This window comes from Cognatilysobacter terrigena (assembly GCF_004361065.1).
Lineage (GTDB): Bacteria > Pseudomonadota > Gammaproteobacteria > Xanthomonadales > Xanthomonadaceae > Cognatilysobacter > Cognatilysobacter terrigena.
In genome coordinates, this window is record NZ_SELT01000004.1 from 122,298 (window position 1) to 136,149 (window position 13,852).

Consider the following 13,852-nt stretch of genomic DNA (forward strand, 5'->3'; position numbering starts at 1 on the left):
GCCACCGCCATCGCCGACGCGGGCGATGGCGGACGCTGCGTTCTACAGCGCGCGATGCACCGCTTCGCCGAACAGCGCGGTGTGGTGCGTGCAGTCGTTGAGGCGCACGACGTCCAGCCGGTCGACATCCGGACCTTCCAGCAGGTTCAGCGTCGTCGGCGCCTGGCGGAAGCGCCAGAGATTCGCCAGTGGCAGGCCGAGGATGCGACAGAGCAGCACACGGTTGACCGCATCGTGCGCGACGATCAGCAGCGTGTCGTCCGCGTCGAGCCCTTCGCAGGCCCGCGTGAATGCAGGCCATGCGCGATCGAGCACATGCTGCAGCGACTCGCCGCCGGGCATCAGCACGTCGTGCGGCGTGTCGCGCCAAGCGGCAAGCCGTTCACCGTCGCGATCGCGGATTTCCGCGGCGAGCAGGCCCTCCCACTCGCCGTGTGCGATCTCCATGAGGCCGGGATCGGTACCCAGCATCGGCGCGCGATCGCCGAGCGCGATTTCCGCGGTGCGACGTGCACGCGTGAGCGGCGATGCGATCGCCCGCGTGATCGGCACGTCGTGCAGGCGCTGTGCGAGTGCGCGCGCCTGACCTTCGCCGACTGGCGAGAGCGGAATGTCGACCTGCCCCTGGTAACGGCCTTCGGCGTTCCACGGCGTTTCGCCGTGACGGGCGAGGATGATCTTCATGTCGGGCGTCGTCCTGCGTCAGATCTGCTGGATGGAGAAGACGCCGGGCGTCGCGCGCAGCACGTCGAGTTGCGCGTCGTCGATCTCGCGATCGATGGTGATCGCGGCGCGCGCGTAGCCGTCGCCGGACGCGCCCAGCGCGAAATTGATGATGTTGATGCCGGCCGCGCCGAGCTGCGAGCCGACGATGCCGACCATGCCGGGGCGATCCTCGTTGCGCATCAGCAGCACGTGCGCGAGCGGATCGAATTCGATCTCGACGCCATCGAGCGCAACGACGCGTGGCGCGCGATGCAACGTCGCGTCGATCTCGCGTCGAACGGCGCGATCACCGTTGTCGCCTTCGATGGTGAGTCGCACGAGGCGGTCGTAGCCATCGCCTTCGCCGCCGATCGTTTCCGACACTTCCAGCCCGCGCGCCGCGGCTTCCTGCAGCGCGTTGACCGGGGTCACGCGACCCGACGCGGCGCCGAGCAGCGATGCAACCAGCAAGCGCGTCAGCGGACGCGTATCGAGTCCGTCGGTGCGGCCGGCATAGCGGATCTGCAGGCGCGTCGGCGCCGGCACGAGCCGCGAAGCGACGCGGCCAAGCGCTGTCATCAACGGCATCCACGGGCCCACTTCGCGCGCCGCCTCCGCCGTAAGCGGCGGCAGGTTGACGCAGCCGGCGACCGCGCCAGTCGCGACGAAATCGATGATCTGTCGCGCAAGGATGGTGCTGACGGCCTGCTGCGCTTCGCTGGTCGACGCGCCGAGATGCGGCGTCAGCACCAAGTTCGGATGCGAGCGCAACGAAGAGTCGGAGGCGAGCGGTTCGGTGACGAACGTATCCAGCGCCGCGCCGGCCAGATGGCCCTCGTCGAGCAGGCGCAGCAAGGCCGCTTCGTCGACGAGGCCGCCGCGCGCCGCGTTGATCAGCATCGCGCCCGGCTTCATCGAACGCATGCGCGCTTCGGACAGCAGGTTCGTCGTTTCCTTCGTGCGCGGGATGTGCAGCGTGACGATGTCGGCCCAGGCGAGCAGGTCATCGAGCGACATCAACGGCACGCTGCCCTTGCCCGCGGCCGACGCCGGGAGGAACGGGTCGTACGCCGCAACTTCCATGCCGATGCCGCGCGCCTTGCGCGCGACCGTGCTGCCGATGCGGCCGAGGCCGATCACGCCGAGCCGCTTGCCTTCGAGTTCGAAGCCCGTGAGCCCCGCCTTCGGCCATTCGCCGGCCTTCATGCCGGCGTCGGCGCGCGGGATGTGGCGCGCGAGTGCGAACAGCAGCGCGATCGCATGCTCCGCCGCGGCGAGCGTATTGCCGTCGGGTGCGTTCATCACTGCGATGCCGCGCGCGGTGGCGGCGTCGACATCGATGGTGTCGACGCCCGCGCCGGCACGGCCGATCACCTTGAGCTTGGTCGCCTGCGCCAGGGCTTCAGCCGGCACCTTGGTCGCCGATCGAACGAGCACCGCGTCGACATCCGCGAGCGCGAGCGCCAAGGCGTCGGGGTCCTTGATCGGTTCGGGGGCGACGAGAACGTCCCAGCCCGCATTGCGGAACAGCGTCAGGCCGTCGTCATGAATTCCATCGCATGCCAGCACTCGCATCGTCGTCGCGCTCCTTGTGTGAGGGATGCGCGGATGTCCTGCCAGCCGGCCGTCGTGCGTGAAGACGCGTCGACGGTAATGCGGACCTGCGGTGCTGCATGCATGCACGGCATGCGGTCGTCGGTCGGGAGACGGGGCCGGCTGGCATGGGAATCCGCGACGCGTTGGAGACTAGCAGACGCGCGTTCGTCGACAAGCGCTGGCCGACCGGCGGCGTGCAAGCGATTATGGAATTCGATTTCAACGCGGAGACCGCCATGCCCGTCGCCCACGGACGCTTCGACGTCAAACGCACGCCGCAGGGCGCGCTCGATCTGGGCGGCGACGCGCAGGGCATGCACCTGCGCTTCGACAAGACGTTCGAGGGCCCGCTGCGGGCGACGAGCGTCGTGCACATGATGGCCGTGGGGACCGCCGTGGAGGGCTCGGCCGGTTATGTCGCGATCGAACGCCTCGACGGCACACTCGACGGCCGCAGCGGCGCGTTCTCCATGATGCACTTCGGCGTGATGGACCGCGGGCACCCGTCGCTGCGCGTCGAGGTCGTGCCGGATTCGGGGACGGACGAACTCACGGGTCTGCGTGGCACGATGACGATCGACATCACCAACGGCGAGCACGCGTACACGCTCGATTACACGTTGCCGGCGGCCTGACGCTGCGACCTCCGACAACGAAAAAGGCCGGCGATTTCGCCGGCCTTTTCGCATCGGACGACGTTACTTCTTCTCGGGAACGTTGAGTTCCTGCAGCAGCTGCGGCGCCGGATAGACCTCCTGCATGATCCAGCGCATGTAGCGCTGGTCGACCGCGATCATGCGCGTCATCGCCGGGTCGAACACCCAGTTGCTGCTCACCGACTCCCAGTTGCCGTCGAACGCGAGGCCGACGAGCTTGCCTTGCGCGTCGAGCACCGGCGAACCGGAATTGCCGCCGGTGATGTCGAGGTCGGACAGAAAATTCACCGGCACCGTGCCGAGGCGCTTGTCGGCGAGGCCACCGTAGTTCTTCGCCCGGATCGCATCGAGCTCGACCTGAGGCGCATCGAACGGGTCCTTGCCAGTCGCCTTCTGCGCGACCTGCTCCAACGTGGTGAACGACGGCTGCTTCGCGCCGCTGGGCTTGGTGTAGCCCATCACGTGGCCATAGGTGATGCGCAGCGACGAGTTCGCATCCGGGTACACCGCCTGCCCGTGCGCCTTGCGGTAGTCGGCGAGCGCCTGTAGGAACTCGGGACGCGCGACCAGCGAATCGCCCGCGCGCGTCTTCGCCTCTTCCTCGAGGCGCAGCACGTCAGGCATCACGGCGACCGCGAACTGGATCGCCGGATCCTTCGACTTCTCCAGCGCAGCGCGATCGGCGCTCAGCAGCGCGACGCGCACCTGCGTGTCCCCGAGCTTGGTCTTCGCGAGGCGATCGAGCGCGCGATCCACGGCCTTGGCATCGCTGCCGCCCAACCACTTATCGACCGACGCGATGTGCTCGGACGCCGGCAGCTTCACGTACTCGCGCAGCCAGTAGCCGATCAGCTCGCGATCCATCTGCGGCTGGTAACGACGCTCCATCTGGCGCAGCGCGCCTTCGAGCGACGGCATGTCGCGCTGCATGTAGCCCGGTTCGCGCTGCAGGTCCGGCTTCTCGCGTTCCACCGACGTGCGATAGATCTGCGTCGCCGCGCCGAGCACGCCGGTGCTGCGCAGCTGGCCGAACACGAGGTCGCGTTCGCGATGCGCGCGCGCCTCGTCGCCGAGCTGCTGCAGGCGTTCGTAGGCCGCGAGACCCGCTGCACCGCGCGAGCCCTGCCCCTTCAGCCACGCGAGCACCGCTTCTTCCTCGCGATGCTTGCGCGCGCCGGCATCGATGCGGCGGAAACCTTCCAGCTGCCCGTCGTAGTTCTTCAGCACGTTCTGCCAGCTGCGCACCGTTGCGGCGTACTTCACCGCGATATCCGGATTGCGGCGGCCCGCGTTTTCGACGAGCGACACCAGGTTCTTGTAGTGCTGGCCGATGGTCGGATACGCCCAGTTCGCCGTCTGGTCAAATTCGCTCGCGAGCGCGTAGCGGCTCGTGCTGCCCGGGTAGCCCGCCACCATCACGAAGTCGCCCTCGCCCAGCGGCTTGTCGGCAATCTTCAGGAAATGCTTCGGCGTGTACGGCACGTTGTCCGGCGAGTACGCGGCGGGACGGCCGTCCTTGCCGACGTACGCGCGATAGAACGAGAAGTCGCCGGTGTGGCGCGGCCACATCCAGTTGTCGACCTCGCCACCGTAGTTGCCGACGCTGCGAGGCGGCGCGTAGACGAGTCGGACGTCCTTGATCTCGAGATTCTTGAACAGGCGATACGTGTTGCCGCCACTGAAGCTGTACAGGCGGCAGCGATACCCCGTCGGCGCCTCGCAGTCCGCGACGAGCTTCTTCTCGATCGCATCCAGCGCCTTCGTGCGGCCCAACGCATCGGGCGCGGCGGCGATCGCGGCCTTCACCGTCTTGGTGACGTCCTGGATCGAATCGAGCGCGTAGATGCGCGCGTTCGGGCCGGCGGAGAGTTCCTCGCCCGGCGTCGTCGCATTGAAACCGGTTTCGATGAGGTTCTTCTGGGCTGACGAATTCAGCTGGATCGCACCGTAGGCGCAGTGATGGTTGGTGACGACGAGGCCCTTCGGCGAGACGAAGCTTGCCGTGCAACCGCCGAGCGAGACCACCGACGCCATCGGATCGCCGGTGAGATCCGCGAGCTGGCGTGCGTCGAGCTTCAGGCCCGCCTTCTTCAGCTGCGTTGAGATTTCCGGCAATTGCTGCGGCACCCACATGCCTTCGACCGCGACCGCGCTCGTGGAAATGGCCGCGAGCGCGGCGAACGTGGCGAGGGCGAGGCGGTGGATGCGCATGAAGAAAACTCCGTTGATGCGTGTGGGCGGTCGAGTCTAGCCAATGCGTGCGCTGCAACACGCAGGACGCGTGTCACAGCGCGCGATGTTCATTCCGCGGGCAGGCCCATCTCCGCGAGCAGTTGCGGCGCCGGGTACACCTTCGCCATCAGCCAGCGCATGTAGCGCATGTCGACATGAATGGCGCGCTTGTAGCGCGGGTCGTACATCCAGCTCGCGCTCACGGCTTCCCAGTTGCTGTCGAAGTTGAGCGCGATGAGCTTGCCTTCGGCGTCGAGCACGGGTGAGCCGGAATTGCCGCCGGTGGTGTCGAGATCGGGGAGGATGTCGACCGTCTGCGTGTTCAGCTTGGGATCGGCGGTGCTGCCGAAATCGCCCTTGGCGATCGCGTCGCGGAGCGGCTTCGGCGCATCGAACGGCTTCACGCCGGTGTGCTTTTCGGTGATACCGGCCACCGTCGTCACCGGGACGTAGTGCACGCCGTCGCGCGGATCCATGCCGCGCAGGTTGCCGTAGCTGACGCGCAGGGTGGAGTTCGCGTCCGGATACACCGCACGCCCCTGCGACTGCCGGTACGCGATCAGCGCCTTCATGTACGACGGCCGCAGACGCAGCAGCTCGCCATCGCGCACCTTCGCCTCGTCCTCGATGCGCAGGAGCGCGGGCTGCAGCGTTGCCGCGGCGCGCAGGAGCGGATCGGCGTCGGTGGACAGCGACGCCGCGTCGCGCGACATCGCCGCCAGGCGTGTCGCCTCGTCGCCGAGCTTGGTGCCGGCGTAGAGCGCGTCGAGACGCGCGCGCAGTTCGTCCGGCGTGCGACCGAACACCGCATCGACTTCCGCGACGTGCTGCGCCGCCGGCAGCGCCTGGTACTGCGACACGAGATACGTCAGCACCGCCTTCTCGACCGCCGGGTCGAATCGGCGCTGCACCTGCTTCATCTGGCCGGTGATCAGCGCTTCGTCGCGCTGCTGATAACCGAGTTCACGTTGCGCGTCCGGCTTGGTGCGTTCGTGCGCGAGACGCTGCAGCGTGATCGCGGCGCGCATCAGCTGCGTCTGCGACCGGATCATGCCGAGCAGCTGGTCGCGGTCGCGCACGGTGGCCGCCTGATCGAGCAGCGCCTGCACCGCGGCGATGTCGGCGCGCGTCGCCTTCGCGGACGGCTGCTTCGCCAGCCACGCGAGCATCTGCGCTTCGTCGTTCTTGCGCACGGTGGCCGCATCGCTGCGACGCAGTCCGTCCAGTTCGCCCTGCGCGCGCTTCAGCGTGTTCTTCAGGCTCTGAACCTGCGACGCGTAGAGCACCTTCGCCTCGGGCGTCGCGGCGGACTTGTCGATCGTGTCGATCACGCCCTGGCTCAGCGCCACGCGCGTCGGCAGCTGCCAGCCGATCTGCTGCACGAATTCGCGGGCCATGCGGTGGCGATAGGTGATGCCGGGATAGCCCGCGAGCATCGCGAAGTCGCCCTCGCCGACGTTGCGCGTCGACACCTGCAGATGCGCCGGCGGGTTGTACGGCACGTTGTCCGCGCTGTAGTCGGCCGGCTTGCCGTCGCGACCGACGTAGGCGCGTAGCACGGTGAAATCGCCGGAGTGACGCGGCCACACGAAGTTGTCGACCTCGTCGCCGTAGTTGCCGATGGAATCCGGCGGCGCGTAGACGAGCCGGATGTCGCGCAGCTCGAGCTGGCGGATCAGGTAGAAGTCGGTGCCGTAGTACATGTTGGCGACGCTGCAGCGGATGCCCGCCTCGCGCTCGCAATCCTCGATCGCGGCCTTGGTCGCGGCGTCGACGGCGTCGTAGTACGCACGGCCGCTCTTGCCCTTCGCGCCCGCGAGGATGCGGTCGGTGATGCGATCGAAGCCGGTGGTCACCAGCACGCGGTAGTCCGGCGCGGCGGGCAGTTCCTCGGCGCGGGTCTTGGCGACGTAGCCGTTCCCGATCAGGTCGCGATCGGCGCGGCTGTTGTACTGGATGACCGGGAACGCGACGTGGTGGTTGGTGAGCACCAGGCCGTCCTTCGACACGAACGCGCCGGTCGCACCGCCCACCTTCACCACGGCACTGAGCGGCGGACGCGTGAGGTCGGCGAGCGCGGCGGGGTCGCCCTCGAAGCCGGCGGCCTTCACCTGCGGTGCGAGGTCGGGAAGTTGTGACGGCATCCACATGCCTTCCGACGCGACGGCCGGGGCGATGGACAGGGACAGGGCGGTGGCGAGCAGACGGCGGCGCATGGTGGTTCCCTTCGATCGGCCGCCGACCATAGCGGCAGCGACGCGGGCGCGGCAATCCGGCAAGGCCTTCAGGCGGGCGTCCGTATAATTCGCGTTCCATCGCGCACCGCGCGTCGCAGGCCTTCCGCAATGTCCGAGACCGCCACCCTCTCCCCCACCGCGCCGATGATGCGCGCCCTCGTCAAGCGCGAAGCCGCCAAGGGCATCTGGATGGAGGAGGTGCCGGTGCCGGTGCCGGGCCCGAACGAGGTGCTGATCAAGCTCGAAAAGACCGCGATCTGCGGCACCGACCTCCACATCTACATGTGGGACGAGTGGAGCCAGCGCACGATCAAGCCGGGCCTGGTCATCGGGCATGAATTCGTGGGCCGCATCTCGGCGCTGGGCACCGGCGTGACCGGCTACACCGTCGGCCAGCGCGTGTCGGCCGAAGGCCACATCGTCTGCGGCCACTGCCGCAACTGCCGCGCCGGCAAGCAGCACCTCTGCCCGAACACCGTCGGCATCGGCGTGAACCGCAACGGCGCGTTCGCCGAGTACATCGTGATGCCGGCCTCGAACCTGTGGCCGATTCCGGACCAGATCCCGAGCGAGCTGGCCGCGTTCTTCGATCCTTACGGCAACGCGGCGCACTGCGCACTCGAATTCGATGTGGTCGGCGAAGACGTCCTGATCACCGGCGCCGGCCCGATCGGCATCATCGCCGCGGGCATCTGCAAGCACATCGGCGCGCGCAACGTCGTCGTCACCGACGTCAACGACTACCGCCTCAAGCTCGCCGCCGACATGGGTGCGACGCGCGTGGTGAACGTCGCGAACACCTCGCTCAAGGACGTCATGAAGGACCTCCACATGGAGGGCTTCGACGTCGGCCTCGAGATGAGCGGCAATCCGCGCGCGTTCAACGACATGCTCGACTGCATGTACAACGGCGGCAAGATCGCGATGCTCGGCATCATGCCCAAGGGCGCCGGCGCCGACTGGGACAAGATCATCTTCAAGGGCCTCACGCTGCACGGCATCTACGGCCGCCGCATGTACGAGACCTGGTACAAGATGACGCAGCTCGTGCTGAGCGGCTTCCCGCTCGGCAAGGTGCTCACGCACCAGCTGCCGGTCGACCGATTCCAGGAAGGCTTCGACCTGATGGAAGCCGGCAAGAGCGGCAAGATCGTCCTGAGCTGGAACTGAGGACGCGACGATGGGTTTCGTACTCATCGTCCTCGTCATCGTGATCGCGGGCTGGGCGTTCCTCGCCCGCAATAGCAGTGCCGGCCCGGGAACGTCGAGCTCCGTCTCCGACGGCTACGTGCCCGTGAACGCGTACGACAATCCGTACGACACCAACGAAAACAACGATCGGCCGTTCGAGCCCGACAGCTGCAGCGATACGTCCGACGAGTCGTCGTCGAGCGACACGTGCGACAGCGGCGACAGCTCCAGCAGCGACTGATCCCACCGCCCGAGGGCAGGAACCGCATGTCACTCACCGAACGCTACGAAACCACCCTCAACGAAATCCGCGACGCGGGCCTGTTCAAGTCCGAGCGCATCATCACGTCGCCGCAGGCGGCCGAGATCACGCTCGCCGACGGCCGCACCGTGCTGAACTTCTGCGCCAACAACTACCTGGGCCTCGCCGACCATCCGGACATCATCGCGGAAGCGAAGAAGGCGCTGGACACGCACGGTTTCGGCATGGCCAGCGTGCGCTTCATCTGCGGCACGCAGGACCTGCACAAGGACCTCGAGCAGACCATCGCCAAGTTCTTCGGCAAGGAAGACACCATCCTCTACGCCGCCTGCTTCGACGCGAACGGCGGCCTGTTCGAGCCGCTACTCGACGAGAACGACGCGATCATCTCCGACGCGCTCAACCACGCCTCGATCATCGACGGCGTGCGCCTGTGCAAGGCCAAGCGCTACCGCTACGCCAATTGCGACATGGCGGATCTCGAAAAGCAGCTGCAGCAGGCCAAGGCCGACGGCGCGCGCACCATCATGATCACCACCGACGGCGTGTTCTCGATGGACGGCTTCATCGCGCCGCTCGACGAGATCACTGCGCTGGCCGCGAAGTACGGCGCGCTCGTCCACATCGACGAGTGCCACGCGACCGGCTTTCTCGGCGCGACCGGCCGCGGCTCGGCCGAGGTCAAGGGCGTGCTCGAGAAGATCGACATCATCACCGGCACGCTCGGCAAGGCGATGGGCGGCGCGCTCGGCGGTTTCACCACGGCGAAGCGCGAAGTCATCGAACTGTTGCGTCAGCGTTCGCGTCCGTACCTGTTCTCAAACTCGCTGCCGCCGCATGTCGTCGCCGCCGGCATCAAGGCGTTCGAGATGCTCGACGCCGCGGGCGACCTGCGCACGCAACTGCAGGAGAACACGCGCTACTTCCGAGAGCGCATGGTCGCGGCCGGTTTCGACATCAAGCCGGGCGTGCATCCGATCAGCCCCGTGATGCTCTACGACGCCCCGCTCGCGCAGCGTTTCGCCGAGCGACTGCTCGAAGAAGGCATCTACGCGATCGGCTTCTTCTTCCCGGTCGTGCCGAAGGGCCAGGCGCGCATCCGCACGCAGATCTCGGCCGCGCATACGCGCGAACACCTCGACCGCGCGATCGACGCGTTCACGCGTATCGGTCGCGAACTGGGCGTCATCAAGGCCTGACGGCCACTCGCGCCATCGGACGCAGCGTGCCGATGGCGTCGACGCGCGATCGGCCCCACCGCGCGTAGGCTCTGCGCACCGCGGCCGACGAGCCGCCGTTGCGCGGAGCCGCGATGAAAGCCCTCACGTTCGATCGCTTCGGCGGTCCCGACGTCCTCGTCTATCGCGACGTGCCGGATCCGACGCCGGGTGCCGGGCAGGCACTCGTGCGACTGCGCGCGATCGGCCTCAACTTCGCGGACATCTATCGCCGGCAGGGCCACTACCACCTGGCCGGTGATCCGCCGTGGATCGCGGGTTACGAAGGCTCGGGCGAGATCGTGTCCGCTCCGGAGGGCTCGGATTTCGCGGTCGGCGATCGCGTCGCGTTTGCCGATGCGCCGTTCGCGAATGCCGAACTCGCCGCCGTCGATGTGGATCGCCTGATTCCCCTCCCCGACGACATCGAGCACGACTCCGCTTCCGCGCTGCTTCTGCAAGGGCTCACCGCGCAGTACCTCGTACGCGACAGCTTCGCGCTGAGCAGCGGACACGTCGCGCTCGTGCACGCCGCTGCGGGCGGCGTCGGCCAGCTTCTCGTGCAACTCGCGAGGGCGGCGGGTGCGCGCGTGATCGCGCTGGCGTCCACCGAAGCAAAATGCGATGTCGCGCGCAGTGCGGGTGCCGACAAGGCGACGACGTACGACGGCGACTGGGTTTCGCGCGTCCAATCCCTCGCACCCGTGGGCATCGACGTTGCGTACGACTCGGTCGGTCGCACGCTGCATGATTCGTTGCGCGCGGTGCGCACTGGCGGCGCCGTCGTGTTCTACGGGATGGCGGGTGGCGATCCGGATCCGGTCGATCCCCGCGTGCTCATGGACGGCTCCAAGACGATCACCGGCGGTGATCTCTGGAATGTGCTCCGCACCGCGGACGATCGCCGTACGCGCGCCGCGCAGCTCTTCGAATCCGTTCGACGCGGCGATCTCCACGTCGCGATCGATGCGCGCTATCCGCTCGCCGACGGTGCTGCGGCGCATGCGCATCTCGAAAGCCGACGTGCGCTCGGCAAGGTCCTGCTGATTCCCTGATGCGCCCTGCCCTGCGCCGCCTGTTCCTGAGCGCGCTCGCGACCGACCGCGAAGCGCAACTCGACGGCGACATCTGGACAACCCGCTGCCTGCATTGCCGCACGCGCCTGCAGGTCCGCGCGGACGGCACCGCGATGGGTGCGAGTTCGCTCGAACACGTCGTGCCGCAGGCGTGGTTCGGCAAGCGCGCGGCCGCTGCGCTGACCGCGCGCGTGAGCGATGACGCGGACGACGCGCGCAACCTCGCGGTCGCGTGCGCACGCTGCAACCAGGACAAAGGCAAAGGGCCGGACGCACGCGGCCCCGTCGACGCACGTGCGCGCGAGGTGGTGACGTCGCTGCTCGACACGCGGCTTGCGCGCTGGCGCGAACCCGACGACGGAGCGTGAAGCCTTTCGACGGCGCGACGGCGCCCACGACCGCCGCGTTGACGGCCCTCACGTGATCGTCGGGTCGCGCGCGATGTCGCGCGTCGACGCCTTGCAACTACGTCGAAATCAGTACGAGCAGCGGTTTCCGCACGGCCGCGGCTTGGCGATGCCGTCGCCGCTGTCGGACGGATCGGTCGCCGCTGCCGGATCGCTGGCGAGCGTCGCCGTGGTCGGTGGCTCACCGGTGACATCGGCCGTCGGAATGACGCCGAAATACAGCAGGATCGCGAATAACAGGTCCATGGATTTGAGGCTCCGCGGTGCGTAAGTCGAAGACCGCCGCGCGCACCGGCCGCAGCGGTCGAAGGACGCTACGCCCGCTGATCTGAAGACGATGTCGACGCGGCCTTCACATTCGTCGCTCGCACGGGACCCAGCGCTTCCGCCTCGGCGGATGACAGCGCTCGCCAAGTGCCTTTCGCGAGTTCGCCGAGCACCAGCGGACCGATCGCGACGCGCACGAGCCGCAGCACGTCGATATCGAGCGCATCCAGCAGGCGCCGGATGTGGCGATTGCGGCCTTCGTCCAGGACGACTTCGATCCAAGCGTTCCGCGTGCCCTGGCGGAGCAGCGTCGCGCTGACCGCGGCGAGGTGTTCGTCTTCGACGTCGAGCCCCGCTTCCATCGCGCGAAGCATCGCGTCGTCCGGAATACGGTCGACCTGCACGTGGTAGGTCTTCCGCAGATGCGTTTCGGGGTCGGTGATCGAGGCGGCCCAGCGCGGGTCGTTCGAGAACAGCAGCAGGCCTTCACTCGCCTTGTCCAAGCGACCCACGGGTGCGATCCATGGCAGATCCGCGCCATCGAAACAGCGATACACCGTGTCGCGGCCCCGCTCGTCCCGCGCAGTCGTGACCAGGCCGCGCGGCTTGTTGAGCATCAGGTAGATCGGCGACGCCGCGGCCTCATCGAGATCGCGGACGTCGACACGATCGACGTCCATGCGCACCGGAAACTCAGGATCGCGAACGGTGCGTCCATTGACGGAAACGCGGCCGTCGCGGATCCACACCGCGGCCTGCGTGCGCGAACACAGTCCGCGCTTGGAGAGCACGCGCGCCAGCCCGTGCCGCGGCACCGCTGGCGGCATAGGCGCTTACTTCTTGTCGGCGTCGGCCGGCGGCGGCGGGGGCGGCGGTGCGGGCTGCGCACCCTTGGCGACGCGCACGCCACGCGCCTTCATCCAGGCGTCGAATTCGTCCGCCGTCATGCGCTTGCCGTTCTGGTTCATGTCGAAACGCCACGGCGTGTTGTCGTACTGCGTCTGCGGCTTGTACGACGCGGGATCCATGCCCGGCACGAACTGGCCCGGCTTGCCGATGTTCGCGGTCGCGCGGCACTTGTCGATGCGGATGCGCAGCAGCACGGCGTCGACGGTCTGCGCTTGGTCGAACGCCTGCGCGAGCACGCCACTCGGTGCGCCGAGCTGCGGTGCGGGTGCGACCAGTTCCGGCGCGAGCGCCGGCGCGGCGACGGGCGCGGCCGACGTGCGCGCGAGGCCCGTGCATGCGTCCTGCGCGAACGCGCTTCCACTGGCGAGTACGAGCGAGAGAAGGACGAGGCGACGCATGGCGGACTCCGGCGGTCGGATCAGGCGGACAGCATACGTCGCGCTTTGTGAAAACGCGTTGCCGGACTCGACGTTTCTTGTGATGGCGGTTGGTGTCTCTGCGATGACATCTTGTTGGCGGCTGCGCATTGAAGCGTGGCGATGCGCGTGCGGATCGCGATGTTCGGGCAGCAGAGCGTGGCGTCTCGACGGTTAGATGGACGGCAGAGCCCCTTGAGCGGTAGATGCTTACGTCGCCTACGGTCCCTCGATCGGAACGCGCGAGTACCCCTGCTCGTGCCCCGCTTCGGCACTGACGTTCGGCGCAAAAAAGAAGCCCGGCGCAAGGCCGGGCTTCGGGGTACAGCAGGTGCGAACCGGACTTACTGGTTCTGCACGTTCAGCTCGGTACGACGGTTACGCTCGTTCTTGCACGCCGGCAGCGTCTGCGGCGTGTTCTCGAGCGGACGGCTCTCGCCGTAGCCGTTCGGGCCGGCCAGACGCGACGCGTCGATGCCGTGACCGGTCAGGTAGTCGTACACCGCACGGGCGCGGCGCTCCGACAGCGACTGGTTGTACGCATCGGTGCCGCACAGGTCGGTGTGACCGGCGACTTCGACGCGCAGCGCCGGGTAACGGCCGAGGATCGAGACCGCCTCGTCGAGGATCGCGATCGCGTCCGGACGCAGCGTCGACTTGTCGAAGTCGAAGTTCACGCCC

14 protein-coding genes are annotated in these 13,852 nt (G+C 67.8%); 6 read left to right on the forward strand and 8 right to left on the reverse strand.

All coding sequences use genetic code 11. The annotated features are described in order from the left end of the window. Positions 1–42: 42 nt before the first annotated feature. Together EVS83_RS04735 and serA are read right to left on the reverse strand one after the other, a co-directional pair. Entirely contained in the window at positions 43–684 is a 642-nt protein-coding gene (locus EVS83_RS04735) for a histidine phosphatase family protein (RefSeq protein ID WP_133499871.1), read from the reverse strand. An 18-nt stretch (positions 685–702) separates the two neighbouring features. Beyond that, positions 703–2,280: a phosphoglycerate dehydrogenase gene (serA, locus tag EVS83_RS04740; protein WP_133499872.1), complete on the reverse strand. Its 1,578-nt coding sequence runs from the start codon at positions 2,278–2,280 to the stop codon at positions 703–705. A 257-nt stretch (positions 2,281–2,537) separates the two neighbouring features. On the opposite strand from serA, the gene EVS83_RS04745 reads away from it, so the two are divergent. After that, positions 2,538–2,936 carry a DUF3224 domain-containing protein gene (locus tag EVS83_RS04745; protein ID WP_133499873.1) on the forward strand — a complete coding sequence of 133 codons (399 nt, stop codon included), beginning with the start codon at positions 2,538–2,540 and terminating at the stop codon, positions 2,934–2,936. 63 nt (positions 2,937–2,999) lie between these two features. Here the strand turns inward: EVS83_RS04745 and EVS83_RS04750 are convergent, their stop codons facing one another. Both EVS83_RS04750 and EVS83_RS04755 read right to left on the reverse strand, forming a co-directional pair. Then, positions 3,000–5,090 carry a S46 family peptidase gene (locus tag EVS83_RS04750; protein WP_208108688.1) on the reverse strand — a complete coding sequence of 697 codons (2,091 nt, stop codon included), beginning with the start codon at positions 5,088–5,090 and terminating at the stop codon, positions 3,000–3,002. A gap of 167 nt (positions 5,091–5,257) precedes the next feature. After that, positions 5,258–7,405: a S46 family peptidase gene (locus EVS83_RS04755; protein WP_133499875.1), complete on the reverse strand. Its 2,148-nt coding sequence runs from the start codon at positions 7,403–7,405 to the stop codon at positions 5,258–5,260. Between the two features lie 168 nt (positions 7,406–7,573). Between EVS83_RS04755 and tdh the strand changes: the two genes are divergently transcribed. From tdh to EVS83_RS04780, 5 genes are all read left to right on the forward strand, one after another. Continuing rightward, positions 7,574–8,596 carry an L-threonine 3-dehydrogenase gene (gene tdh / locus EVS83_RS04760; RefSeq protein WP_133499892.1) on the forward strand — a complete coding sequence of 341 codons (1,023 nt, stop codon included), beginning with the start codon at positions 7,574–7,576 and terminating at the stop codon, positions 8,594–8,596. 10 nt (positions 8,597–8,606) lie between these two features. Next, entirely contained in the window at positions 8,607–8,858 is a 252-nt protein-coding gene (locus EVS83_RS04765; RefSeq protein WP_133499876.1) for a hypothetical protein, read from the forward strand. Between the two features lie 26 nt (positions 8,859–8,884). Next, positions 8,885–10,078: a glycine C-acetyltransferase gene (gene kbl, locus EVS83_RS04770; RefSeq protein WP_133499877.1), complete on the forward strand. Its 1,194-nt coding sequence runs from the start codon at positions 8,885–8,887 to the stop codon at positions 10,076–10,078. Between the two features lie 113 nt (positions 10,079–10,191). Continuing rightward, positions 10,192–11,151, forward strand: a complete 960-nt coding sequence (locus EVS83_RS04775; RefSeq protein WP_133499878.1) for a quinone oxidoreductase family protein — start codon at positions 10,192–10,194, stop codon at positions 11,149–11,151. Beyond that, positions 11,151–11,540: an HNH endonuclease gene (locus tag EVS83_RS04780; RefSeq protein WP_133499879.1), complete on the forward strand. Its 390-nt coding sequence runs from the start codon at positions 11,151–11,153 to the stop codon at positions 11,538–11,540. The genes EVS83_RS04775 and EVS83_RS04780 overlap by 1 nt, the downstream gene beginning before the upstream one ends. Before the next feature lie 108 nt (positions 11,541–11,648). Here the strand turns inward: EVS83_RS04780 and EVS83_RS15605 are convergent, their stop codons facing one another. The 4 genes from EVS83_RS15605 to EVS83_RS04795 all read right to left on the reverse strand — a co-directional run. Continuing rightward, positions 11,649–11,825, reverse strand: a complete 177-nt coding sequence (locus EVS83_RS15605; RefSeq protein ID WP_166636805.1) for a hypothetical protein — start codon at positions 11,823–11,825, stop codon at positions 11,649–11,651. A 68-nt stretch (positions 11,826–11,893) separates the two neighbouring features. Beyond that, complete coding sequence (locus tag EVS83_RS04785; RefSeq protein ID WP_133499880.1) at positions 11,894–12,673, reverse strand: pseudouridine synthase; 780 nt, start codon at positions 12,671–12,673, stop codon at positions 11,894–11,896. Between the two features lie 6 nt (positions 12,674–12,679). Further along, positions 12,680–13,153, reverse strand: a complete 474-nt coding sequence (locus tag EVS83_RS04790) for a hypothetical protein (RefSeq protein WP_133499881.1) — start codon at positions 13,151–13,153, stop codon at positions 12,680–12,682. A gap of 362 nt (positions 13,154–13,515) precedes the next feature. Further along, a partial coding sequence (locus EVS83_RS04795; RefSeq protein WP_133499882.1) for an OmpA family protein occupies positions 13,516–13,852 on the reverse strand: 337 nt, incomplete at its 5' end.

Excerpts from the sequence above, each read along its gene's own strand:
- EVS83_RS04755 (WP_133499875.1), bottom strand. The coding sequence starts at position 7,405 with ATGCGCCGCCGTCTGCTCGCCACCGCCCTGTCCCTGTCCATCGCCCCG.
- EVS83_RS04790 (WP_133499881.1), bottom strand. The coding sequence starts at position 13,153 with ATGCGTCGCCTCGTCCTTCTCTCGCTCGTACTCGCCAGTGGAAGCGCG.
- tdh (WP_133499892.1), top strand. The coding sequence starts at position 7,574 with ATGCGCGCCCTCGTCAAGCGCGAAGCCGCCAAGGGCATCTGGATGGAG.
- EVS83_RS04750 (WP_208108688.1), bottom strand. The coding sequence starts at position 5,090 with ATGTGGGTGCCGCAGCAATTGCCGGAAATCTCAACGCAGCTGAAGAAG.
- EVS83_RS04765 (WP_133499876.1), top strand. The coding sequence starts at position 8,607 with ATGGGTTTCGTACTCATCGTCCTCGTCATCGTGATCGCGGGCTGGGCG.
- EVS83_RS04785 (WP_133499880.1), bottom strand. The coding sequence starts at position 12,673 with ATGCCGCCAGCGGTGCCGCGGCACGGGCTGGCGCGCGTGCTCTCCAAG.
- EVS83_RS15605 (WP_166636805.1), bottom strand. The coding sequence starts at position 11,825 with ATGGACCTGTTATTCGCGATCCTGCTGTATTTCGGCGTCATTCCGACG.
- EVS83_RS04735 (WP_133499871.1), bottom strand. The coding sequence starts at position 684 with ATGAAGATCATCCTCGCCCGTCACGGCGAAACGCCGTGGAACGCCGAA.
- EVS83_RS04745 (WP_133499873.1), top strand. The coding sequence starts at position 2,538 with ATGCCCGTCGCCCACGGACGCTTCGACGTCAAACGCACGCCGCAGGGC.
- kbl (WP_133499877.1), top strand. The coding sequence starts at position 8,885 with ATGTCACTCACCGAACGCTACGAAACCACCCTCAACGAAATCCGCGAC.
- serA (WP_133499872.1), bottom strand. The coding sequence starts at position 2,280 with ATGCGAGTGCTGGCATGCGATGGAATTCATGACGACGGCCTGACGCTG.
- EVS83_RS04780 (WP_133499879.1), top strand. The coding sequence starts at position 11,151 with ATGCGCCCTGCCCTGCGCCGCCTGTTCCTGAGCGCGCTCGCGACCGAC.
- EVS83_RS04775 (WP_133499878.1), top strand. The coding sequence starts at position 10,192 with ATGAAAGCCCTCACGTTCGATCGCTTCGGCGGTCCCGACGTCCTCGTC.